Source organism: Chryseobacterium fluminis (genome assembly GCF_026314945.1).
Lineage (GTDB): Bacteria > Bacteroidota > Bacteroidia > Flavobacteriales > Weeksellaceae > Chryseobacterium > Chryseobacterium fluminis.
Map to the genome: position 1 here is coordinate 1,995,571 of NZ_CP111121.1, position 21,518 is coordinate 2,017,088.

At 38.3% G+C, this 21,518-nt stretch carries 22 protein-coding genes and 1 pseudogene; 8 read left to right on the forward strand and 15 right to left on the reverse strand.

All coding sequences use genetic code 11. From position 1 onward, the window contains the following. Nucleotide 1: 1 nt before the first annotated feature. Nucleotides 2-1,312: an ABC transporter permease gene (locus tag ODZ84_RS08910; RefSeq protein WP_266176640.1), complete on the forward strand. Its 1,311-nt coding sequence runs from the start codon at nt 2-4 to the stop codon at nt 1,310-1,312. Between the two features lie 75 nt (nt 1,313-1,387). Here the strand turns inward: ODZ84_RS08910 and ODZ84_RS08915 are convergent, their stop codons facing one another. The 8 genes from ODZ84_RS08915 to ODZ84_RS08950 form a co-directional block, all read right to left on the reverse strand. Further along, a complete protein-coding gene (locus ODZ84_RS08915) occupies nt 1,388-2,059 on the reverse strand; it encodes a porin family protein (protein WP_266176641.1) in 672 nt (223 codons plus the stop codon). 19 nt (nt 2,060-2,078) lie between these two features. Next, complete coding sequence (gene sucD / locus ODZ84_RS08920; RefSeq protein WP_266176642.1) at nt 2,079-2,951, reverse strand: succinate--CoA ligase subunit alpha; 873 nt, start codon at nt 2,949-2,951, stop codon at nt 2,079-2,081. A gap of 90 nt (nt 2,952-3,041) precedes the next feature. Continuing rightward, the gene (locus ODZ84_RS08925; protein WP_266176643.1) at nt 3,042-3,944 is read right to left on the reverse strand and encodes an LpxD N-terminal domain-containing protein; all 903 of its coding nucleotides are present in this window, start codon (nt 3,942-3,944) and stop codon (nt 3,042-3,044) included. 193 nt (nt 3,945-4,137) lie between these two features. Beyond that, the gene (gene efp, locus ODZ84_RS08930) at nt 4,138-4,701 is read right to left on the reverse strand and encodes an elongation factor P (RefSeq protein ID WP_266176644.1); all 564 of its coding nucleotides are present in this window, start codon (nt 4,699-4,701) and stop codon (nt 4,138-4,140) included. 55 nt (nt 4,702-4,756) lie between these two features. Next, entirely contained in the window at nt 4,757-5,548 is a 792-nt protein-coding gene (gene lpxA / locus ODZ84_RS08935; RefSeq protein WP_266176646.1) for an acyl-ACP--UDP-N-acetylglucosamine O-acyltransferase, read from the reverse strand. Continuing rightward, a complete protein-coding gene (locus ODZ84_RS08940; RefSeq protein ID WP_266177340.1) occupies nt 5,549-6,946 on the reverse strand; it encodes a bifunctional UDP-3-O-[3-hydroxymyristoyl] N-acetylglucosamine deacetylase/3-hydroxyacyl-ACP dehydratase in 1,398 nt (465 codons plus the stop codon). Next, the gene (lpxD, locus tag ODZ84_RS08945) at nt 6,939-7,970 is read right to left on the reverse strand and encodes a UDP-3-O-(3-hydroxymyristoyl)glucosamine N-acyltransferase (RefSeq protein WP_266176647.1); all 1,032 of its coding nucleotides are present in this window, start codon (nt 7,968-7,970) and stop codon (nt 6,939-6,941) included. Before lpxD ends, ODZ84_RS08940 begins: the two co-directional genes overlap by 8 nt. Before the next feature lie 72 nt (nt 7,971-8,042). After that, complete coding sequence (locus ODZ84_RS08950; RefSeq protein ID WP_266176649.1) at nt 8,043-9,269, reverse strand: HD domain-containing protein; 1,227 nt, start codon at nt 9,267-9,269, stop codon at nt 8,043-8,045. 255 nt (nt 9,270-9,524) lie between these two features. Between ODZ84_RS08950 and ODZ84_RS08955 the strand changes: the two genes are divergently transcribed. The 7 genes and pseudogenes from ODZ84_RS08955 to ODZ84_RS23425 all read left to right on the forward strand — a co-directional run. Next, the gene (locus ODZ84_RS08955; RefSeq protein WP_266176651.1) at nt 9,525-10,562 is read left to right on the forward strand and encodes a YncE family protein; all 1,038 of its coding nucleotides are present in this window, start codon (nt 9,525-9,527) and stop codon (nt 10,560-10,562) included. A gap of 17 nt (nt 10,563-10,579) precedes the next feature. Beyond that, nucleotides 10,580-11,134, forward strand: coding sequence for a thioredoxin family protein (locus ODZ84_RS08960; protein WP_266176652.1), 555 nt, complete (start codon nt 10,580-10,582; stop codon nt 11,132-11,134). Nucleotides 11,135-11,364: 230 nt separating this feature from the next. Continuing rightward, complete coding sequence (gene porX, locus ODZ84_RS08965; protein ID WP_266176654.1) at nt 11,365-12,909, forward strand: T9SS response regulator signal transducer PorX; 1,545 nt, start codon at nt 11,365-11,367, stop codon at nt 12,907-12,909. A gap of 88 nt (nt 12,910-12,997) precedes the next feature. Then, entirely contained in the window at nt 12,998-13,672 is a 675-nt protein-coding gene (xth, locus tag ODZ84_RS08970; protein ID WP_266176655.1) for an exodeoxyribonuclease III, read from the forward strand. Nucleotides 13,673-13,711: 39 nt separating this feature from the next. Next, a complete protein-coding gene (locus ODZ84_RS08975; RefSeq protein WP_266172843.1) occupies nt 13,712-14,065 on the forward strand; it encodes an ISAon1 family transposase N-terminal region protein in 354 nt (117 codons plus the stop codon). A gap of 28 nt (nt 14,066-14,093) precedes the next feature. Then, nucleotides 14,094-15,038, forward strand: a complete 945-nt coding sequence (locus tag ODZ84_RS08980; protein WP_266172842.1) for an ISAon1 family transposase — start codon at nt 14,094-14,096, stop codon at nt 15,036-15,038. A gap of 19 nt (nt 15,039-15,057) precedes the next feature. Beyond that, a pseudogene (locus ODZ84_RS23425) lies at nt 15,058-15,171 on the forward strand (exodeoxyribonuclease III); the annotation flags it as partial. Nucleotides 15,172-15,230: 59 nt separating this feature from the next. Here ODZ84_RS23425 and ODZ84_RS08990 read toward each other — a convergent pair. From ODZ84_RS08990 to ODZ84_RS09020, 7 genes are all read right to left on the reverse strand, one after another. Continuing rightward, entirely contained in the window at nt 15,231-15,602 is a 372-nt protein-coding gene (locus tag ODZ84_RS08990) for a septal ring lytic transglycosylase RlpA family protein (protein ID WP_266176657.1), read from the reverse strand. Nucleotides 15,603-15,945: 343 nt separating this feature from the next. After that, complete coding sequence (locus tag ODZ84_RS08995) at nt 15,946-16,674, reverse strand: hypothetical protein (RefSeq protein ID WP_266176658.1); 729 nt, start codon at nt 16,672-16,674, stop codon at nt 15,946-15,948. 44 nt (nt 16,675-16,718) lie between these two features. Next, nucleotides 16,719-17,228 (reverse strand): hypothetical protein, encoded by a 510-nt coding sequence (locus tag ODZ84_RS09000; protein ID WP_266176659.1) that lies wholly within the window; start codon nt 17,226-17,228, stop codon nt 16,719-16,721. Nucleotides 17,229-17,819: 591 nt separating this feature from the next. Further along, the gene (rimO, locus tag ODZ84_RS09005) at nt 17,820-19,121 is read right to left on the reverse strand and encodes a 30S ribosomal protein S12 methylthiotransferase RimO (RefSeq protein ID WP_266176660.1); all 1,302 of its coding nucleotides are present in this window, start codon (nt 19,119-19,121) and stop codon (nt 17,820-17,822) included. A gap of 92 nt (nt 19,122-19,213) precedes the next feature. Then, on the reverse strand, nt 19,214-19,759 hold the full coding sequence (gene rfbC / locus ODZ84_RS09010; protein WP_266176661.1) for a dTDP-4-dehydrorhamnose 3,5-epimerase: 546 nt from the start codon (nt 19,757-19,759) through the stop codon (nt 19,214-19,216). Between the two features lie 34 nt (nt 19,760-19,793). After that, entirely contained in the window at nt 19,794-20,360 is a 567-nt protein-coding gene (locus ODZ84_RS09015; RefSeq protein ID WP_266176662.1) for a sugar transferase, read from the reverse strand. A gap of 12 nt (nt 20,361-20,372) precedes the next feature. After that, nucleotides 20,373-21,509, reverse strand: a complete 1,137-nt coding sequence (locus ODZ84_RS09020; RefSeq protein WP_266176664.1) for a DegT/DnrJ/EryC1/StrS family aminotransferase — start codon at nt 21,507-21,509, stop codon at nt 20,373-20,375. Between the last annotated feature and the right edge of the window lie 9 nt (nt 21,510-21,518).

Genomic DNA, 21,518 nt, shown 5'->3' on the forward strand with positions numbered 1-21,518 from the left:
CATGAATAATATTTTTTTAATCACAAAAAGGGAGTTTCTTACGCAGGTTAAGAAGAAATCCTTCATCATATTAACCTTACTGGCTCCGATCATGCTTATCGCTTTCGGTGCAGTGATCGGCCTGATGTTCAAAGCGAACGAATCCCACAGCGTTATTGAGGTAGTGGATAAAAGCGGACTGTTTAAAAGTAAGCTGAAATCTGACGATCAGCTGAATTATGTTTTTGTTTCTGCCGCTGATGAAAAATCCAAGATCAATAATTTAAAAGGAAATGAATCTCTGGACGGGATTTTGATTCTGCCGGAACTAAAAAATCAGGATTTTAATGGTCTTCAGCAAAATACGAGACTGGTGATCAACAGTAAAATCGGACTGGACACGAAAAAAAGAATCGTTTCTGATATTACAGAGGTCATCAGGAAAGAAAAAATCAAACAATTAGGCATCGCTGAAACCGAGCTGAATAATCTTGATAAAAGTTTTACCCTGAAAACGATCAATGTCTCTGACAACAATAAAGAAGATTCAGATATCACTTTTGGAGTCAAAAGCGGACTGAGCATTCTCCTGATGTATGTAACTTTTATGTTTATCATCATCTATGGAGTGCGGGTTATGAGAAGTGTTTTAGAAGAAAAGAACAACCGCGTTGTAGAGATCATCATTTCATCAGTAAAGCCTTTTGAACTGATGATGGGGAAAATTCTTGGAGTAACGATGGTCGCTTTAACCCAGTTTCTGATCTGGATTACCATGTCTGTGATCGGCGCTCTGGTTTTAAATACCGGGTTTTCGTCGCTTCAGAAAAATATTCCGGGTGCCAATGAAGAGCTATTAAATAAATTTGACATCGCCCAGATTGCCACTCAGGTTTCTCACAGCTTACTGGAACTTAATTTTCCGTTAATCATTTTTGTATTTATCGTATTCTTTCTGCTTGGCTACATATTTTACAGCTCTGTTTATGCAGCCATAGGTTCTGCCGTAGACAATGAAACGGAAACGCAGCAATTTACTTTATTTGCAATCTTACCGCTGACTTTGGGAATGTATGGAAGTTTTTCTTTAATGAATAATCCTGACGGACCTCTAGGCTTCTGGTTATCGATTATTCCTTTCACCTCTCCCGTTGCGATGATCGCGAGAATTCCTTTCGGTGTTCCGGCCTGGCAGATTGCTTTATCGATCGTTCTGCTGTTGGTGACCACGATTTTTATGATCTTCTTAGCAGGGAAAATTTACAGAGTGGGTATTTTAATGTATGGTAATAAAGCAACATTAAAAGAAATCTGGAAGTGGATAAAAGGATAAGTTCACCTAAAATTATACATAAAAAGAAAATCCCGAAACTGCAGAGTTTCGGGATTTCTTATGAAATAAAAATTCTTAATTAAAGATATAGCCTAAGCTTAAGCTGAGAACCTGCTCAGACTTATTTTTACTCGTTCCTTTAGGTTCGTAATCAAGACCAGGATAGGTATTCGACAGACCGAAATCATATCTTGCCGTAAGCTCCAATTGTCTCTTATAGCTGTATCCTACTCCAATTCCAATTCCAAAGTTAAAGCTTTTGGCTTTCCCGTTTAGTTTTGGATTACCAAGATCAGATTTATAATCCGGATCATAGTAAGGTTTTGAGGCAGGAACGTTCTTTACATTCTGACTTAATAAGAAATTGAACCTTGGTCCTGCTACTCCGAAAAATTCCGATTCGGCTTCGGAGAAGTAGGCTTTAAAATTTACCGGCACACTTAAATAATTATTTGCATAGACTGCATCATAACCATCGACACCTTTAGCATCTTTATTCTTACCCGTTTCTCCTGCTCCGAAATACTGAACTTCAGGCTGAAGGAAAAACTGATTGGACTTCCCCATAGGGATCAAAGCTAAAACGCCGGCTTGCATGGAAAATCTTTTTCCTGAGGGATTGTGGGCATTTTTCACACCGGAATAATTACCTCCTGCTGATACACCGAATCTTGTACTGCTGAAATCGATCTGGGCGAAAGACATTGCAGAAAGTGCCACAGCTGAGGTTAATAAAATTTTTTTCATATATTGTTGTTTTTTTATGTTATGCTAAAACTTTAGCCACTGTTACGCCAATATCAGCAGGAGAATCTACAACGTTGATTCCGTTTTCTCTCATGATTTCCATTTTAGCCTGAGCGGTATCTTCCGCACCACCTACGATCGCACCGGCATGTCCCATTGTTCTTCCTTTAGGAGCCGTTTGTCCCGCGATGAAACCTACAACAGGTTTTGTAGAGCCACTGGCTTTGTACCATCTTGCCGCTTCCGCTTCAAGACCTCCACCGATTTCTCCGATCATTACTACGGCTTCAGTTTCAGGATCGTTGATGAATAATTCCAAAGCTTCTCTGGTTGTTGTTCCGATAATAGGGTCACCACCGATACCGATGGCTGTAGAAATACCGAAACCGGCTCTTACCACCTGATCTGCCGCTTCATACGTAAGTGTTCCGGATTTTGAAACGATTCCTACTTTACCTTTTTTGAAAACAAAACCTGGCATAATACCAATTTTAGCTTCTTCAGAAGTAATAATTCCCGGACAGTTCGGACCGATTAATCTGCAGTCTTTGTCAGCGATATAAGATTTTACTTTTACCATATCCGCCACCGGAATACCTTCAGTAATACATACGATAACTTTGATACCTGCTTCCGCCGCTTCCATGATTGCATCTGCAGCAAATGCAGGAGGTACGAAAATGATACTTACGTTGGCACCAGCTTTTTCAACAGCATCAGCAACCGTGTTAAATACCGGTTTTCCCAAGTGCTCGCTACCCCCTTTTCCCGGAGTAACACCACCTACCACGTTTGTTCCGTATTCAATCATCTGGCTTGCATGGAAAGTCCCTTCGTTCCCTGTAAATCCTTGTACAATTACTTTAGAATCTTTGTTTACTAAAATTGACATTTTATTGTTGTTTTAATTTATTTTACTATTTTATTAATGCTCACAAATTTACTTATTTTTCTTTGATTTAAGATAAAACTTTCCATTTGTTTATTTGAGATTTCTCAGTTTTACCTCTTTCTTCAGATAGGTTTTAAAATCTTCTGCAAACATCCCGATATATGTTCCTTTCTCAAGATCTCTGTTTACTCCCGTCTTGCCAAGAATAACAGATCCGCTTTCAATCTTGTTACCGGAAGCTATACCCACCTGGCCCCATAAAGTTACCTCATCACCAATGATGCAACATCCTGCGATTCCTACCTGAGAAGCGATCAGACACTTTTTACCGATTACTGTATCATGCCCGACCTGGATCTGGTTATCCAACACAGAGCCCTCGCCAATGACCGTAGAATCTGTAACTCCCCGGTCTATGGTACAGCCGTTTCCTATTTCTACATTATTTTCCACAATGACATTTCCAACAGAAATCAGGCGGTCAAAGTTTCCGTGAAGTTTTCTGTAATAAAAAGCATCGCCTCCCAATACCGTATTGGACTGGATGATCACGTTATCACCGATGACCGTTCTGTCTCCGATCACCACATTCGGGAAAATAAGGGTGTTCTTTCCAATAGTAACATTATTCCCGATGACAGCCGTACGGTGAATTTTCGTGCCTTCTCCGATCTCGGCATCATGCAGTTCTTCGGTGAAATTGATTATTCTCGTAAAGTGAGTATTGATCTTATTAAAATCCCTGAAAGGGTCATCGGAGACAAGAAGTGCTTTTCCTGCGGGACATTCTACCTCCCTGTCAATCAGGATAACGGTTGCTGCAGAATGTAAAGCCTTACCGTAATATTTCGGATGATTTACAAAAACAATATCACCTGGCCGTACCTTGTGAATTTCATTAGTTCCTAATACCGGAAAGTCTTCAGAACCTATAAATTTTGATCCGATAAGATCTGCAATAGTTTTCAGTTTTTGTGGCTGATGGAACGTCATATTTTTCTAAATGATGTTTAAATTTTATCACCCTTTTTAAGATTTAAAGTCTCGAAAAGGTTTATTTTTTTAAGGTTCAGACGGCAGCCCTACTAAGTAAGGCCCTTCGACAGGCTCAGGGTACACTACAGGAGCTGCCATAAAAATAAAAGCTGAAAGTTGTTATGCTTCCAGCTTCATATTATCTTAATAATTACTTTACTCTTTCTAAGTAAGCTCCGTCCTCCGTACTTACTTTAATTTTGTCTCCCGGCTCAATGAACAGGGGAACCATTACTCTAGCTCCTGTTTCGACAATTGCATTTTTAAGCGCATTCGTTGCGGTGTTTCCTTTCACACCCGGATCAGCTTCTACAACCTCTAAATAAACAGATTGCGGTAGTTCGGCAGAAAGCGGAGTTTCATCTGCTTCTTTTAAGATGATGGTAACTTCTTCACCTGCTTTCATCAGGTTTGAGTTTTCAATCATTTCTTTATTCAGATATAACTGAGAAAAGTCATCATTGTTCATAAAGTGGAATCCGTTCTCATCATCATAAAGGTACTGGAATTTTCTTGTAATTACCTTTACTTCATCGATTTTGTGACCTGCAGAGAAAGTATTATCCAATACTTTTCCGTTGGTTACAGATTTTAATTTTGTTCTGACGAAAGCAGGACCTTTGCCTGGCTTTACGTGAAGAAATTCAATTACTTTGAAAATATCATTGCTAAATTCTATACAAAGACCTTTTCTGATATCGTTACTTGTTGCCATTAATGTATAATTATCTTTTGTTTTTTATATAAATTGTTCAGAATCAAAATGATTTCTAACTGTCTTTTCCGGTTCCGTACCCTTTTACGATCCCTCGCGGAGAATTTTGTATAAACTGAAGGATTTCATCTCTTTCTGCAGTAGGAAGCATTTCTTTTTCAATATATAAGATTGCCTGTGAAACATTCATTTTCATCTGAAAGATCGCTCTGTAAATTTTCTGGATTTCAAAGATTTTCTCGTTGGTAAAACCTCGTCTTCTGAGTCCCACAGAGTTAATTCCTGCATAAGACATTGGCTCTCTGGCCACTTTTACGTACGGCGGAATATCTTTCCTCACCAGAGTACCTCCGGAAATCATGACATGTTTCCCGATTTTACCAAATTGGTGAACAGCAGATAAACCTCCCATTACCGTATAGTCACCTATTTCTACGTGACCAGCAATACCGCAACCGTTCACAATGATAACGTGATCTCCGATGACACAGTCGTGTGCAATATGAGAAGTGGCCATTATCAGGCAGTTTTTCCCAATTTTGGTAAATCCAAGGGCTTTTGTCCCCCTGTTTACCGTTACACATTCTCTGATCGTAGTTTCGTCACCGATAATGACCTGAGTATCTTCACCGTCGAATTTTAAATCCTGAGGAATGGCTGAGATCACCGTTCCAGGAAAAATTCTGCAGTTTTTTCCGATCCTCGCTCCATCCATGATGGTGACATTCGGACCGATCCAAGTTCCTTCCCCGATTTCTACGTCACCGGCAATTGTAGTAAAAGGTTCTACAATTACATTTTTGCTGATTTTCGCGCGTTTATCTACGGCTGCTAATTGATGAATCATTTAATCAACTTTATTTTTTGCAACTTGGGCCATTAATTCTGCTTCTACCGCTACAGCATCTCCTACATACCCGTAACCCTGCATATGCACAATACCTCTTCGGATAGGTTCTATTAATTCAATTTTGAAAATGATCGTATCTCCGGGTACTACTTTTCTTTTAAATTTCACCTTATCAATCTTAATGAAATAGGTAGAATAGTTTTCAGGATCCGGAACACTGGCCAATACGAGAATTCCTCCTGTCTGCGCCAAAGCTTCCACCTGGAGAACTCCCGGCATCACAGGTTCTTTAGGGAAGTGACCTACGAAGAAGGGTTCGTTCATGGTTACGTTCTTCAGTCCTACTACATGAGAATCCGAAAGCTCAAGGATTTTATCAATTAACAAAAACGGAGGTCTGTGAGGCATCAGCTTCATAATTCCGTTGATATCGAATACCGGCTCTTTTGTCAGATCAAAATCTGGAACGTTTTTCTTCTTCTGCAGTTTCCACTGACGGTTAAGTTTTTTCGCAAACTGGGTATTGACGAAATGCCCGGGCTTATTTGCAATGACTTTTCCTTTTATTTTCACTCCTGCCAAAGCTAAATCACCGATTACGTCCAGTAATTTGTGTCTTGCCGCTTCATTTGGATAATTTAGGTTCAGATTATCAAGAATTCCGTTGGGTCTGATCGATACTTCGTCTTTTCCGAAAGCTTTCTTTAATTTTTCCGTTGTATCGGGAGTCAGATCTTTATCTACGTATACAATAGCATTAGAAATATCTCCGCCTTTAATAAGGCCATGATCTAAAAGCATTTCCAATTCATGTAAAAAACTGAATGTTCGCGCAGATGAAATCTCTTCTTTAAATTCTGAAATATTTTTTAAGGTCGCATTCTGAGTTCCTAAAACTTTAGTTCCGAAATCAACCATCGTTGTAATTTCGTACGTATCTGAAGGGATAATGGTGATTTCAGATCCTGTAGCCGGATCGCTGTAGGTAAGAACCTCTTTTACCACCAGGTATTCTCTGGCCACACCCTGATCAACAACGCCGACGCTTTCAATGGCTTCTACAAAGAATTTTGAAGATCCGTCTAAAATCGGAGGTTCGGAAGCATCCATTTCTAACACTGCATTGTCAATATCACATCCAACTAAAGCGGCTAAAAGGTGCTCACATGTAGTAATTTTTACGCCTAGTTTTTCTAATGTCGTTCCTCTTTCTGTAGCTACAACATAGTTAACATCAGCTTCAACCTGAGGATGCCCCTCCAGATCTGTTCTTACGAATACAAAACCTGTATTTTCTTTTGCAGGCTTCATGGTTAATTTTACTTCTCTACCAGTATGAAGTCCGATTCCGGAAAGTGTCACTTCCTGTTGAAGTGTTTTCTGCATATCACTCATTAGTTTTATCTTTTGAGGTATTCTCAAGATTGTTTATTTTGTTTACAATTTCAGGTAAATTCCTGAAATGCACATAACTTCTCAGATAGTCGTTATAGCTAATTGCCGGAGAGCCATACAAGGTTTCCCTGTCGTTCACACTGGAATTCACCCCGCTCTGAGCCTGAATTTTCACCTGACTGCCAATTTTAATGTGACCCACCACACCTACCTGGCCGCCAATCTGGTTCCAGTCACCGATGGTTGTAGATCCTGCAATTCCCGCCTGTGCTGCAATGACATTATTCTTTCCTATTTTCACATTGTGTGCAATCTGGATAAGGTTATCTATTTTTGTACCTTTTCCAATGACTGTAGAGCCTATAGTCGCTCTATCGATACTGCAGTTTGATCCGATTTCCACGTCATCTTCAATGATCACATTTCCTAACTGAGGAATTTTTTTGAATCCTTCAGAAGTGGGCTGAAAACCGAACCCGTCACCCCCGATTACCGTATTGGAGTGTATCACACAATTATCGCCGATGATACAGTAATCATAAATTCTGGCTCCGCTGTCTATTTTACAGTTTTTACCTACTTTTACCCCTTTTCCGATGTACACATGCGGAAAAATCTGAGATCCTTCTCCTATTTTTGCTTTCTCTGAGATATAGGTAAAGGCACCGATATAGACTTTATCACCGATTACGGAAGTCTGATGAATGGAAGAACCATCTTCAATACCTTCTTTTCGGCCCTGCATTTCCTGATACAGGTTCATTAAAACCTGAAATGAAAGATAGGCATCTTTTACGGCAATAACAGTTGAGTTATAAGAATCTTTTTCCAGAAGGGTTTCAGAAACAATAATCACGGAACAGTTTGAAGTGTCCAGATAATGGGAAAAGCGATCCTGTGCTATAAAAGAAAGATGCCCCGTTTCTCCACTTTCAATTGGTGAAACGCCAGTAATAAGTGCATTTTCGTCACCTATTATTTTCCCGTCAATAAAACTTGCAATTTGCGAAGCTGTAAATTCCATATTCTGCAAAGATAAGAAATTCTGTAATTCGCAAACATTTTTTAGTTTTCGGATCGTAAATTTTAATATACTTTAAGAAATTATGGCAGGCATATCTCTGGGAAAGGTGAGAATATACCTGGTCGTTTTATTGATCATCAAGCCAGACAAGAGCTGGTCCTGCGACTCCTCCATTCTGATTTTCTGACCGTTTTTCTGCAGTAAATAAATGGGCTGTTTCTCGGTGTCATAAGGAAGAAGTTTTCTTTTGATTTCGTGAACCAGCTCAGCACCATTGTCAATTTCGAAAAATTCATTAACATTCTTTATTTTTTCTTCAATAAAATCACGGTTATAGGCATGAGATGAAATCACGGTCTTCGGAAGGTTTCTCTGGATGACACACCGACACCAATATGACAAAATGAAATCATCTGAGTTTTGCCAGCTTTTCATGGCCTGAATAATATCATTATCATCGAGCTGGGTAAACCTTTGGATGTCTTCCTCTGTAGCTGCACTTTTTCCTCGGTGTAAAAAGTAATTTAAATTTTCTGTAGCGGTAAGAGATATGCCGCGGGAAACAAGATATTTTGCGCGTTCCAGAATTTTTACCAGAAGAAACTCGGCCAAAGCTGAGGTTTTATGATAATATACCTGCCAGTACATGAACATCCGAGCAGTAAGAAAGTTTTCAATAGAGTAAATTCCTTTTGCATCGATCACCAGCTCTCCCTCCTCACAGACATTCATCATGGAAACAATTCGCTGGGTATTGATATTTCCTTCAGAAACCCCTGTAAAAAAGCTGTCCCGTTTTAAATAGTCCAACCTGTCGACATCGAGCTGTGAGGAGATAAGCTGATTAAAAAATTTCCGGTGATATTTCCCCTGAAACATTTCAATGGCAACGGACAATTCCCCGTTGAATTCATCATTCAGCCGATTCATTAGTAATAAAGAGAGGTTTTCGTGATGCCAGTCGTCCATCAACATACTTTCCAGGGCGTGAGAAAAAGGACCATGACCAATATCATGCATTAAGATAGCCAGCATTGCTCCTTTTTCTTCCTCTTCAGAAATTTTCACCCCTTTTTGTCTCAACGTTTCGATAGCCGTAAACATCAGGTGCATTGCTCCTAACGCATGATGAAACCTGGTGTGCGTTGCTCCCGGAAATATCAGATTCAGAAGTCCGGTCTGGCCTATTCTTCTTAATCTCTGAAAATAGGGATGTTCAATGATATCAAATAGAATTTCATGAGGAATCCTTATAAATCCGTGAACCGGATCGTTGATGATCTTAAGCTTATTCTGCATTAGAAATATCCTTTTTATGCTGCAAAATTAAGGTTTTAAAGTTAATTCAACAGTTGATCAGCATACAATTGTGTATTCAGCCCAATCCCAATAATTAATCAATAAAATATTTTTTGATTTTTTTTATTCAAGCTGTCAGGTTCTAATGAGACATCCGACTATATTATCATGCTGATTAATATTTCCACAAAAAACGTTTGTCAGCAGATAAAATGTAAATCTGAAAACAGCATTAATATAATAAATACAAACATTATGAAAAATTATTTTATGATTCAACCTAAAAAATTATTTGCCTCAACTCTATTTTTGAGCTTAGCATTCAGTATTTCCTGCAGTAATAACAATGAAAACGCTCCTTTGCCTAAACCTTTTGAGGAAAAAATCGTTATTGCAAACCGTGGCAGTGCCAGTGTCAGCTTCATTGATCCCGCTACCAATTCTGTGACTAAAACATTACCTATTCCCAATTCGGAACCCATGTATGTGGTCTATGTTCCAAAAACGGACAAACTCTATGTAGGGGACAGGGCAGGAAAAAAAGTATATATCATTAATCCGCAAAACCAGGCAATTGAAAGCTCTGTAAGCGTTGGAAACGGTGTGTTCCACATGTGGGCCGATGGCAATGGAAAAGAATTATGGGTAGCCAATGACATAGACAATACGGTTTCCGTTATTAATCTGGCATCAAACACAGTGACAAAAACCATCGATGTAGGGATGAAGCCACATGATGTATTTTTGACGCCTGATGGTACCGCAGCTTACGTTTCCGTAATATCCAGCGATTCTTCTCCTGATAAGGTTTTTAAATATTCAACATCAAATTATACAAAAACCAATGAAGTACTGGTCGGAAAAGACCCTCATCTCTTCCGCCTTTCTGATAACAGATTATATGTTCCCTGTCAGTCCGGAAAAGTATATTCCCTAAATGCAGATACCATGGATCTGGTTTTTGAAAAAGACTATACCGGAGCTCACGGGGTTTTCCCATCTCCGGATCAACACATCCTTTTCGTAAGCAATATCACCGGGGCGCAGCTATACTCAATCAGTACCGCGACAGGTAGCCCGGCAAGCAATCCTCTACCATCACCTACTCCTGTTCCTCACAATATTGTAGTAAATCAGCAGGGAAACAAAATGTTCGTCACTCATTCCGGGGCCTCTGCCAATACGGTGTCTGCTTATAATATTGCTTCATCAGGAACCCTTACCCCATCCTCTACCATCACGGTAGGAACCAATCCTTTTGGTCTGGCTTACTATAAAAGAAAACAAAACTGATTCAATAAAGACACAAAATGGAAAAATTCTGGAAAAAAGGAATGTCTTTTGAGTCTTATATTGGCGGGATCCAAAGTAAAATTGAGGCTCAGGAAAACAATGAGTTGGCAGACAAGCAGCTGTTAACAATTCAAAGGGCTCATCATATCATGGAAAATTATATTCCGGATCTGAAACAGCAAAAAAAGCTGGAAGAGAAAAATTTTCACGGCAGGATACTAATTATTGCTGAAGACTGGTGTGGTGACTGTAGCCAGGCTATTCCTGTCATTGAAAAGTTTTTTGATAGCAGAAATCCTCTGAAAATTCTTTATCGGAACGAAAATCCTGATCTGATGAGATTATTTTTAACGAACGGCAATGAAGCAATACCAATTGTCATTTTTCTTGATGAAAACTTCAATCTCATCTCCCACTGGGGTCCCCGAACCCGGCACGGACTTGAACTTCTGGCAAAATTCAAACACGATCCCGATCAGTATCCAAGATCAGTATTTTTAAATGATCTTCAGGTGTATTATGAGAGGAACAGTGGTTTTGATATTGTAGAAGAAATTCTGGAAATTTTATAAATAAACTTTTAAGCCAATTGCAGATCTGTAATTGGCTTTTCTTTGAGGATTAATTATTTTTTTAAAGTTCTTTCGGCAATCGTTTAAAAACAGTAAATTGATGCACAGATCAGCAAACAGACTGCGCCATAGTTTTTAACTAATATTTAACCTTTTAGCCACTTTTTTGTGGGTTTTTATAAGGGAAATGGTCGGTGATTTGATAGTACAACCATGTAAAAAAAAGATTTATGTCGGAAAAAATATTATGGATAGATGATGAAATAGATTTACTCAAACCTCACATCGTATTTTTGGAAAAAAAAGGGTATCACGTAACCCCCGTTAATAATGTGAATGAAGCATTGGACTTAATGGACTCTGAAAAGTTCGCACTAACTCTGATTGACGAAAATATGCCCGGAATTTCAGGACTTGAAGCAATACCGATGATTAAGGAGAAAGACAACGCTCTTAAAATCGTAATGGTAACAAAAAGCGAAGAAGAGCATATTATGGAAGAAGCCATCGGTTCACAGATTGCCGATTATATTTTAAAGCCCGTGAATCCTAACCAGATTTTATTATCCCTCAAGAAAAATCTTCAGGAAGAAAACCTGGTTGAGCAGAAAACCATTCTCCAGTATCAGCAGGAGTTCAGGAATCTTTCTATGGAACTTTCTTATCTGCGAACTTACCAGGAATGGGCAGAATATTACAAAAAGATTGTGAACTGGGAGCTTAAGTTTGACAAGGTCGCTGATAATGAGTTTGCCGATCTTCTTCAATCTCAGAAGGAAGAGGCCAATATCCAGTTTGCAAAATTTATCGAAAACAATTATGAGGAATGGCTCACCGGAAATGACAAGCCCAATATGAGCCACACCCTGTTTAAAGAAAAGGTAAAACCCGAAGTAGAGAAAGAAAAAGTTCTTTTACTTATGGTAGATAATCTGCGTTATGACCAATGGAAGGTTATTGAACCCCTGTTTACCAAATTTTACAATAAGGTATCGGAAGATTATTACTACAGTATTCTTCCTACTGCTACTCAATATGCAAGAAATTCATTCTTTGCCGGCCTGATGCCTTCAGAAATTGAAAAGCGTTTTCCTGATAAGTGGTTTAATGATAATGAAGACGGAAATAAAAACGAATTTGAACGCGATTTCCTGGAAGATCAGATGAAAAGAATTGGCCTAAGTTCCAAATCAATGAAATATCTGAAAGTGCTGAATGCCGATTTTGAAAAAAAGATTTATGATGACTTTAACCAGCACAAAAACAATGATCTTCTGGTGATTGTTTATAATTTTATTGATATTCTTTCTCATGCAAAGACAGATAATCACATTGTTGACCAGTTAATTCGTGATGATAAGACCTTCCGCTCTTTAACTTTGAACTGGTTTGAGAATTCATCCCTGCTTAAAATTATCAAGTTAGCCGCAGAAAGCGGATTTAAGCTTGTCATTACCACCGATCACGGAACGGTATATGTAAAAAAACCAAGCAAAGTGGTGGGCGACAGAGAAACGTCTACCAACATCCGTTACAAAACAGGAAAAAGCCTAACGTATGATGACAGCGATGTCTGGGCCATCACCAATCCCGAAAAATTATTCTTACCAAAAGGAAATTTAAGCTCGAAGTATATTTTTGCTAAAAATAATATTTTCCTCGCCTATCCTAAGAATTATAACCACTTTGTGAACTATTATAAAGAAACCTATCAGCATGGCGGTATTTCTCTGGAGGAATGCATCATCCCGATCAGTATTTTAGAGCCTAAATAATTCTCATAACTTATTTAACTCAGAATTTGAGGAAGCGGAAAAAATCGAATGATTTTTTCCGCTTCTTTTTTATTAATACTTTTGAATCATGAAATTAATTACTTATAACGTCAACGGAATCCGTGCCGCTTTCACAAAGGATTTCCTGAGTTGGCTGCAAGCTGCAGATCCTGATATTATCTGCATTCAGGAAAGCAAAGCGGGAAACGACCAGATTGATATCGAAAGCCTTGAAAAAGCGGGCTATCTCAGTTACTGGCACTCAGCAGTAAGAAAAGGCTACAGTGGGGTCGGAATAGCATCAAAAACAGCACCCCATCATGTGGAGTATGGCTGTGGCATTGAAAGCTATGATAATGAAGGTAGGATTATCCGCGCGGACTTTGACGGATTTTCTGTGATTTCAGTCTATGTTCCTTCTGCTTCTAATATTGAAAGGCTGGAATTTAAAATGCAGTTTTGTCATGACTTTTCAGAATATATAAAAAAATTAAAAAAAGAAATTCCAAACCTGATCATTTCGGGAGACTTTAATATCTGTCATGAAGCTATTGATATTCATGATCCGGTTCGTTTAAAGAATGTTTCAGGATTTTTGCCTATGGAAAGGGAATGGATGACGGATTTCATCAATGAATGTGAACTGATCGACAGCTTCAGATATTTTAACCGTGAACCGGACCATTATACCTGGTGGAGTTACAGACAGAATTCAAGGGCAAAAAATAAAGGCTGGCGATTGGATTATAACGGATCAGTATAAAAAGTTGGGGAGAAAAATTAATAAATGTAATTTTACCAGATGTCATCTGAGAAAGAATTATTAAAATTACTGTTACCGGAATATCTGGTTGAATACTTTGATATTACCCATTTTGAAGAAAAAGAAGGATTGCTTCATCTTTATTTTGAGGAAAAAAATACTGTTCCCAAAGAGCTTTCCTCTTTGCATCTACAATCCAAAGGCTTTCATGAAGAAATCACGGTTAATGACTTTCCTCTCCGTGGAAAACCTGTAAAACTTCACATCAGACGAAGAAGATGGACCGATATAAAATCTGGTAAGATCCTGCAGAGAGACTGGAATCTCATTGCCGTTGGAACCCGCATGACAAAGGACTTTGCGGAGTTCTTAAAAAAAATCAGCCGATACTAAAGCCCTTCCCTTAGAAACCATCGGTGAGATGTATGGGGTACAGGGAAAGACATTCCGCAGGCAATACAAAAAATCATTAAGCGGGTTCAAAGACTGGCTCCAAAAGCCCCATGCGGAAGATTGGATTCTTTATCCGGAAAATTGCTCCTCTTCTCTGTCTCTGGATGAAGTTGCTCTTTCCCAGGGAGAATTATACACGGTTCTTACTTCCAAAAAAGCAAAAGGCAGGAAAGGCAGTATTGTTGCCATTATCAAAGGTACACAGAGTGAAGAGGTCATTGAGCAGCTTCTGAAAATAAACAGGAAGCTTCGCAAAAATGTAAAGGAAATTACCCTTGATATGGCCGGGTCTATGAAGCTTATTGCCAAACGCTGTTTCCCTGATGCTATTAAGGTCATAGACCGGTTCCATGTTCAGAAGCTCGCCACTGAAGCCCTTCAGGAATTAAGGATCAACTACCGTTGGGAAGCTATAGAATGGGAAAATAGCCTGCTCGATGAAGCAAAGAAAAACAGGGAGCCTATTGAGATAGAAACGTTTGAAAACGGTGATACCCGCAAACAGCTTCTGGCAAGAAGCAGGTATTTACTCTACAAAAGCAGGGAAAAGTGGACGCCTTCTCAAATGCAGAGAGCTGAAATTTTATTTACAGAATATCCTGATTTAAAGAAGGCATATGGGTTATCGGATGGATTAAGAAAGATTTACAATCAGAATATTCCCAAATCTATTGCCATGACAAAGTTAGCGCATTGGTTCAGGGATGTTGAAACATCAGGTTTTAAATCATTCTCAGTTTTAAGAAAAACAATAATGAATCATTACAGCGGCATCTTAAACTTTTTCGACAGAAGAAGTACCAACGCTTCGGCAGAATCTTTTAATGCTAAAATTAAAAACTTCAGATTACAGCTTCGGGGAGTAAAAGACAAAGCATTTTTCCTGTTCAGACTCTCTCAACTTTTTGCATAGTCCCCAACTTTTGTTCATGATCCATTATAACTTTACCTCCTATACACTGAAGGATAAGCTTTCCCGGGCTGTTATCTTAAAGGAAGCGGTACATTCCGATCATTGTCCTGCTCTGGTGGAATTAAACTTGTAATGCCACATAAATAAAGCCAACTGAATCAGTTGGCTTTCTTTTAATTTAAAATCATAAATTTAATCGACAATTTCATACTCCACCGGAATAGTACCATGATCTGTACTTCCGATTTCATCGAACGCGGCTTTAGACATATCTAAAGCTCTTGATGAATGGTAGGGACCTCTGTCATTTACTTTCACTATCACCTCTTTACCATTGTTCAGATTGGTTACTTTAATACTAGTACCAAAAGGAAGCGTTCTGTTTGCTGCGGTAAACTTTGCATTATCAAATATTTCTCCGCTTGCGGTTTTTCTACCGTTAAACTTATCGTGGTAGTACGATGCATAACTTGTTTTTTTCGCATCTATGGCATTATTCTTGAAAGAATATATACCAAAGGTTGAAATCATCATTATGATTACGAGAATGAATCTTTTCATCATTTTGAACTTTTATTGGTTTTGACGGGGACAAATGTATCAGGATTCTTCTTAAGTCCCTATTCCAATTGTTAACAAGCGTTAATATATTCTAAATATTATCTTAAAAATAACTGCAACTACCTATTAACAGGGGTTTTACAAGGCTATGTTAAAAAGTGTTAAAAAAAATGGTAAAAAGTTAATATAATTAACTAACTATTGCATATTTTATCAAATCAGATTTCTTTAACATATTCATAATCAAATAATTAAAAAAAATGTCGACTGTGTTCATCGTGATATAACAAAATAAAAAAACCAATGATCAATCATTGGTTTTTTTATTTATTAAAGAATGTATCTCTTATTTTAAATATTCTAATACATAGTCATAGGTACCGTTAGGATACACTACAGACATACTAGGAGAACCAGTAATCGCATTTCCTGCAGCAGTTCCTAAAGTATAAGAATATAAGCTTCTGTCATATACCGTATTGGTTCCTGCTCTGTAGATCGTAATGGAGTACAAAGAAGTCATTCCAGTAGGAGAAGGAATATTTACAGCTGTTGAAGTTCCGTTAGCTGCAAAAGTTCCTTTTATGGCATAAACCTGAGCATTATTAATAGCTGTATTGGTAGCAGTTTCAGTAGTACCTACATTTACTCTTGAGGTTCCTCCGCCAAGAGGTCTCCAGACACCCTGCTGAACCGCACTGTTTGCAGCACCACTAGGATTATAGAAATAATAATAACCCGGCGTTACCGCAGTAGCAGTAGAAGATCTCTGACCTGCTGTTAAAGTAGTACCCGTAGCATTATTATATACAATCATACCATCGAACCATGTAGGGAAAGTGATCCCATCTGCAAGAGAAGTATCAAACTGGAAGTTTACCAAATCCACACTCGGGATAATAACACCTTTACCCTGATACGCTCCAGCACCTGCTTCTGTGCTAAAAGAGCTACTTAAATCCAAACCTACGTTTGAATTATTGATACTGGTCTGCATGCCGATATTCACACCCAGCTGAGCATTAATTGCCGAACCGAAAACTGCAAAGGCTAAAAAACTAAATATATTTTTCATCTTGTTTCTAATTTTAAAATTAATTTTTTATGGAACAAACGGGATTATTTTTGTGGAACGGCCCAAAGAGTTCCAGTCCAAATGAATTCAATTCCTCTACCCTGGTTAACCGTTAAGTTAGCTCCTGTAGGTAACGGACCTGAAAAAGCCAATCCTGATGCAGCAGTATTATTATTCGCAACTTTAACAATACGGCCGATATCTGCTGCGCTGTTAGTAAGAGTAGGAAGTGTGATGGTAACGGTATTGTTAAATTGTGTAACAATTACATTATCTGTAGGAGCAACTGTATAAGCAGCTGCATTAACAGTCGTTACATTTCCTCTTATAGTTTCATACCTTGCAGCAGTAGCAGCACCGCCTCCTCCTACGGCAACCCAAACAGCGTTTGGACCGTCATAATAGTAGAAACCTGTAGTGGTTACGTTAGTCGTTTTAGCACTGGCTGTGCCATCAATCGCTGTAACAAAAACTAGACCCCCTGTCTGGTTGGTCGCACCTGTTCCTGTGTTAGCATAAGCAGCATCTTTAGCTGTCAATTGCGCTCTTGTCATACGAGGGACCAATAGTGCATCAGGTCTTGTAGCATCACCCGTGTTTGCTGCTATATCTAAAGTAGCAGCCGGAGTTGTCGTGTTAACCCCAACACGTCCTTGCTGAGCCTGAGCAACTGTTGCAAAGCCGACTAATGCAGTCGCTGTTAATAAAATTTTTTTCATAAGTTTTTAAAGATTTTAATTACAATTTTTTTTCACCGATGCTAATATATCCTGATGGACTAATCCAACTAACGATATCATTAAATACAGAAAAACAATTAATTAATAAAAAATAAGGGTCATTCAAAAATCATTGCCTCTTCGATTTATTTAAACAATTAACATTCAATGAATAAGATTCTAAAACGGTGAATAATATTGAAATAAAATTATTCATGTCGCAAAGTTAAGATATAATTTTAAAATTTGTACATATTATATTAAAAAAAATATAAAATATTAAGATTGAAAAATTCAATCAATTAAAAATCAATCTATTATCAAAAATCAAATATTGTACGAGAGGCATTAATTTCGGTTAATGTAAGAAAAATTTAGATTTAAAAATTTTTGCTTATAGATTATATAGATCTAATTATCTGCTCATTAGATGAGTTCGCCGTAAAGGTCAAATTCCTCGGCTGATGTAATTTTAACATTTGCAAATTCTCCGATTGATATATAGGTATTATCCGCAGGGACCAGTACCGTATTATCGACATCAGGAGAGTCATACTCTGTTCTGCCGACAAAGTAGCTTCCTTCTTTTCTGTCAAAAATACATTTAAAGGTTTTTCCGATTTTTTCCTGATTTTTTATCCAGGAGATTTGTGACTGAAGTTCCATAATTTCTTCTACTCTCGCTTCTTTTACTTCCTGCGGAATATCATCTTCCAATACGTGAGCAGTGGTATTTTCTTCGTGGGAATACGTAAAACATCCTAACCTGTCAAATTTCTGTTCTCTTACCCAATCTTTCAGTTCCTGAAACCTTTCCTGAGTCTCGCCGGGATAACCTACTATTAAAGTTGTCCTGATGGCCATATCCGGAACTTTCTCTCTGAATTTTGACAGGAGCGCATCTGTCTTTTCGTGGGTTGTTCCCCTCCTCATCGATTTCAGTAAATCAGAATTGATATGCTGAAGCGGAATATCAATATAATTACAGACTTTGGGTTCTTCACGGATAATATCAAGAACATCTTCAGGAAAACCACTTGGGAACGCATAATGGAGACGAATCCACTCTACTCCTTCCACTTTCACCAACTCTTTTAATAAATCTCCAAGGGCACGTTTTTTGTAAATATCCAAACCGTAGTAGGTTAAATCCTGAGCGATTAAAATCAGCTCTTTTGTCCCTTTTCTCGCAAGCTTCTGAGCTTCTGAAACTAATTTTTCGATAGGTGTGGAAACATGTCCTCCCCTCATTAAAGGAATGGCACAGAATGAACAGGGTCTGTCACAGCCTTCGGATATCTTTAAATAGGCATAGTGCTTAGGGGTTGTTGTTAAACGCTCACCTACCAGTTCATGCTTGTAATCAGCACCCAGGTGTTTCAGTAAGATAGGAAGATCCCTGGTCCCGAAATACTGATCAACATCGGGAATTTCCCTGATCAGATCCGGCTTATATCTTTCAGAAAGACAGCCTGTCACAAAAACTTTTTCTACTTCACCTCTGTTTTTTGCCTCTACATAATCAAGAATCGTATTGATAGATTCTTCTTTGGCATTATCGATAAATCCGCAGGTATTGATGACTACAATATCTCCTTTGTCTTCATGAACCACCTCTTTACCATTAGCTTTAAGCTGACTCATTAAAACTTCAGAATCATAAACATTCTTGGAACATCCAAGCGTTACAACATTGATTTTCTTTTTACCTACAGATTTTGTGCGCATCTTTTTGATTTTGAGTGTGCAAAGATACAAATATTAGAGCGTCTGTCCTAAAAAATTAAAAACCACTTAATGAAGTGGTTTTCAATAAACTATTAAAAGTTTTTTTCTTTAAAGGCGGCAGCGGTTTTATCTTTTTCAGATAGAACAGCATTTTCCTCCCCAATCTTCCAGTCTATATTCAGGTCCGGATCATTAAATCTTACACTCCCCTCGGATTCTTTATTATAAAAGTTGTCGCATTTATAAGCAAAAACGGCATGATCACTCAGTACCGAAAAACCATGTCCGAAGCCACGGGGTACATAGAGCTGAAGTTTATTTTCCGCGGTAAGCTCTATTCCGAACCATTGTCCGAAAGTCGGGGACTCTTCTCTTAAATCTACTGCCACATCCCAGACTTTTCCTTCCAGACATGAAACCAGTTTGGCCTGAGCATGCTCACCTTTCTGCAGGTGGAGACCTCTTAAAACACCGTAAGAGGATTTTGAAATATTATCCTGAACGAAGTGACCGTTCAAACCCGTTAGCTCTTCAAATTTCTTTTCATTAAATTTTTCAAAAAAATAACCTCTGTCATCTTCAAAAATTGTGGGTTCGATGATATAGCAGTCTTTTAAGGGGGTTTCTTTTATTTTCATAATGTATTTATTCAGGCTTATAAGGTTTGTAAATTTACTTTATTATTTTCAAAAATGTTTTCCATAAAATTCTAATATCTTCTCTAAAAGACATATTTTCCAGATAATCCAGATTCATTTTCACTTTGTCCGGAAATAGTACTTCGTCATTATAAGAACGGGCATCTGCCTGTGATTTAAGTAAAAAGTCTTCGTTACTGTATTTTATGCTCGCTTCAGACGTTAATCCCGGCTTCAGCTGCAGAACCTTCCGATCATTGCCTGCGAGTCTGTCATAATATCCTTGAATATCGGGACGCGGACCTACAAAGCTCATATCTCCTTTCAGGATATTAAATAACTGGGGAAGCTCATCAAGTTTATACTTCCTGAGGAACAATCCTATCGAAGAACTTCTTGCATTTCCAGGGTGAATGGTTTTTAATTTATAAATGGTAAAAAGTCTGCCGTTCTGCCCCACTCTTTTCTGACAGAAAATACCGTTGGATCCCATGTCAAGGCTTGTTATAATAACCAATAGAATTAGTAAAGGCAGTAGGAGAATGATTAGAAGAACTGACAGTGTACAGTCAAAAATAACTTTCCAAAACCTATAATTCATCGGATTTATATATTAATCTTTAAAAAATTTATTGATTACATTTTTAATTCTTTCTCTTTCCTCGTCTGTAAGATTGGATCCCGACGGCAGGCATAAACCGTTATCGAATAATTTCTCAGAAACGTTAGTCCCGTAGTAAGGAGCTCCTGAAAAGACAGGCTGGAGATGCATCGGTTTCCATAACGGTCTGGATTCTATATCATCTTCTAAAAATGCCAGCCTTAAATCCTCTCTTGTTTTTCCTGTTATTTCAGGATTTACAGTAATTGCAGAAAGCCAATGGTTAGAATAAAAATCAGAATCCGGCTCTGAGAAAACTTCTACTCCCTCAATATCTTTGAATAATGTAATATAAAAATCGTGCATTGCTCTTCTTGCCTTAACACGATCTTTTAAGACTTCCATCTGCCCTCTTCCGATACCGGCAACAATATTACTCATTCTGTAATTGAATCCGATATGAGAATGCTGGTAGTGAGGCGCGTTATCTCTGGCCTGTGTAGAAAGAAAAACAATTTTGTCTTTATCTTCTATGGTATGGCTAACCAGAGCTCCGCCTCCTGAAGTGGTGATAATTTTATTCCCGTTAAAGCTTAGAATACCGAAACGCCCGAATGTTCCGCAAGCCTGACCTTTATAAGAAGAACCGAGGGCTTCTGCAGCATCTTCGATGATTGTAATTTTATATTCATTGGCAATAGCTACTATTTCATCCATTTTCGCAGGCATTCCGTAAAGATGAACGACAATAATAGCTTTTGGTTTTTTACCTTTTAGCATTCTGTTTTCGATTGCCTCCCGTAAAGCTTTTGGACAAAGATTCCATGTTTCAGGTTCACTGTCTATAAACACAGGCGTTGCCCCACAATACGCTATGGGATTTGCGGAGGCGGAAAACGTCATCGACTGACAAATCACCTCATCTCCGTGCTGAACACCTGATTCTATTAAAGCCAGGTGAATAGCGGCTGTTCCCGCTGATAAAGCAGCGACCTTAACTTCTTTACCTAAAAATTTTTCCAAGTCTTCTTCGAAACCATTAACATTGGGACCTAACGGTGCCACCCAGTTTTCATGAAAAGCTTCATTGATATATTTTTGTTCGTTTCCGCCCATGTGTGGGGAGGAGAGCCAGATTTTTGAGTTCATTTACTTTAT

What these genes read in the sequence shown, in the direction of transcription:
- ODZ84_RS09000 (WP_266176659.1), bottom strand. Translation starts at nt 17,228, where the DNA reads ATGACAAGAGCGCAATTGACAGCTAAAGATGCTGCTTATGCTAACACA.
- ODZ84_RS08975 (WP_266172843.1), top strand. Translation starts at nt 13,712, where the DNA reads ATGTCATCTGAGAAAGAATTATTAAAATTACTGTTACCGGAATATCTG.
- sucD (WP_266176642.1), bottom strand. Translation starts at nt 2,951, where the DNA reads ATGTCAATTTTAGTAAACAAAGATTCTAAAGTAATTGTACAAGGATTT.
- lpxD (WP_266176647.1), bottom strand. Translation starts at nt 7,970, where the DNA reads ATGGAATTTACAGCTTCGCAAATTGCAAGTTTTATTGACGGGAAAATA.
- porX (WP_266176654.1), top strand. Translation starts at nt 11,365, where the DNA reads ATGTCGGAAAAAATATTATGGATAGATGATGAAATAGATTTACTCAAA.
- ODZ84_RS09015 (WP_266176662.1), bottom strand. Translation starts at nt 20,360, where the DNA reads ATGAATTATAGGTTTTGGAAAGTTATTTTTGACTGTACACTGTCAGTT.
- ODZ84_RS08980 (WP_266172842.1), top strand. Translation starts at nt 14,094, where the DNA reads ATGTATGGGGTACAGGGAAAGACATTCCGCAGGCAATACAAAAAATCA.
- ODZ84_RS08950 (WP_266176649.1), bottom strand. Translation starts at nt 9,269, where the DNA reads ATGCAGAATAAGCTTAAGATCATCAACGATCCGGTTCACGGATTTATA.
- ODZ84_RS08910 (WP_266176640.1), top strand. Translation starts at nt 2, where the DNA reads ATGAATAATATTTTTTTAATCACAAAAAGGGAGTTTCTTACGCAGGTT.
- rfbC (WP_266176661.1), bottom strand. Translation starts at nt 19,759, where the DNA reads ATGAAAATAAAAGAAACCCCCTTAAAAGACTGCTATATCATCGAACCC.
- ODZ84_RS08925 (WP_266176643.1), bottom strand. Translation starts at nt 3,944, where the DNA reads ATGACGTTCCATCAGCCACAAAAACTGAAAACTATTGCAGATCTTATC.
- ODZ84_RS08960 (WP_266176652.1), top strand. Translation starts at nt 10,580, where the DNA reads ATGGAAAAATTCTGGAAAAAAGGAATGTCTTTTGAGTCTTATATTGGC.
- ODZ84_RS09020 (WP_266176664.1), bottom strand. Translation starts at nt 21,509, where the DNA reads ATGAACTCAAAAATCTGGCTCTCCTCCCCACACATGGGCGGAAACGAA.
- xth (WP_266176655.1), top strand. Translation starts at nt 12,998, where the DNA reads ATGAAATTAATTACTTATAACGTCAACGGAATCCGTGCCGCTTTCACA.
- rimO (WP_266176660.1), bottom strand. Translation starts at nt 19,121, where the DNA reads ATGCGCACAAAATCTGTAGGTAAAAAGAAAATCAATGTTGTAACGCTT.
- ODZ84_RS08995 (WP_266176658.1), bottom strand. Translation starts at nt 16,674, where the DNA reads ATGAAAAATATATTTAGTTTTTTAGCCTTTGCAGTTTTCGGTTCGGCA.
- ODZ84_RS08915 (WP_266176641.1), bottom strand. Translation starts at nt 2,059, where the DNA reads ATGAAAAAAATTTTATTAACCTCAGCTGTGGCACTTTCTGCAATGTCT.
- ODZ84_RS08990 (WP_266176657.1), bottom strand. Translation starts at nt 15,602, where the DNA reads ATGATGAAAAGATTCATTCTCGTAATCATAATGATGATTTCAACCTTT.
- ODZ84_RS08955 (WP_266176651.1), top strand. Translation starts at nt 9,525, where the DNA reads ATGAAAAATTATTTTATGATTCAACCTAAAAAATTATTTGCCTCAACT.
- lpxA (WP_266176646.1), bottom strand. Translation starts at nt 5,548, where the DNA reads ATGATTCATCAATTAGCAGCCGTAGATAAACGCGCGAAAATCAGCAAA.
- ODZ84_RS08940 (WP_266177340.1), bottom strand. Translation starts at nt 6,946, where the DNA reads ATGAGTGATATGCAGAAAACACTTCAACAGGAAGTGACACTTTCCGGA.
- efp (WP_266176644.1), bottom strand. Translation starts at nt 4,701, where the DNA reads ATGGCAACAAGTAACGATATCAGAAAAGGTCTTTGTATAGAATTTAGC.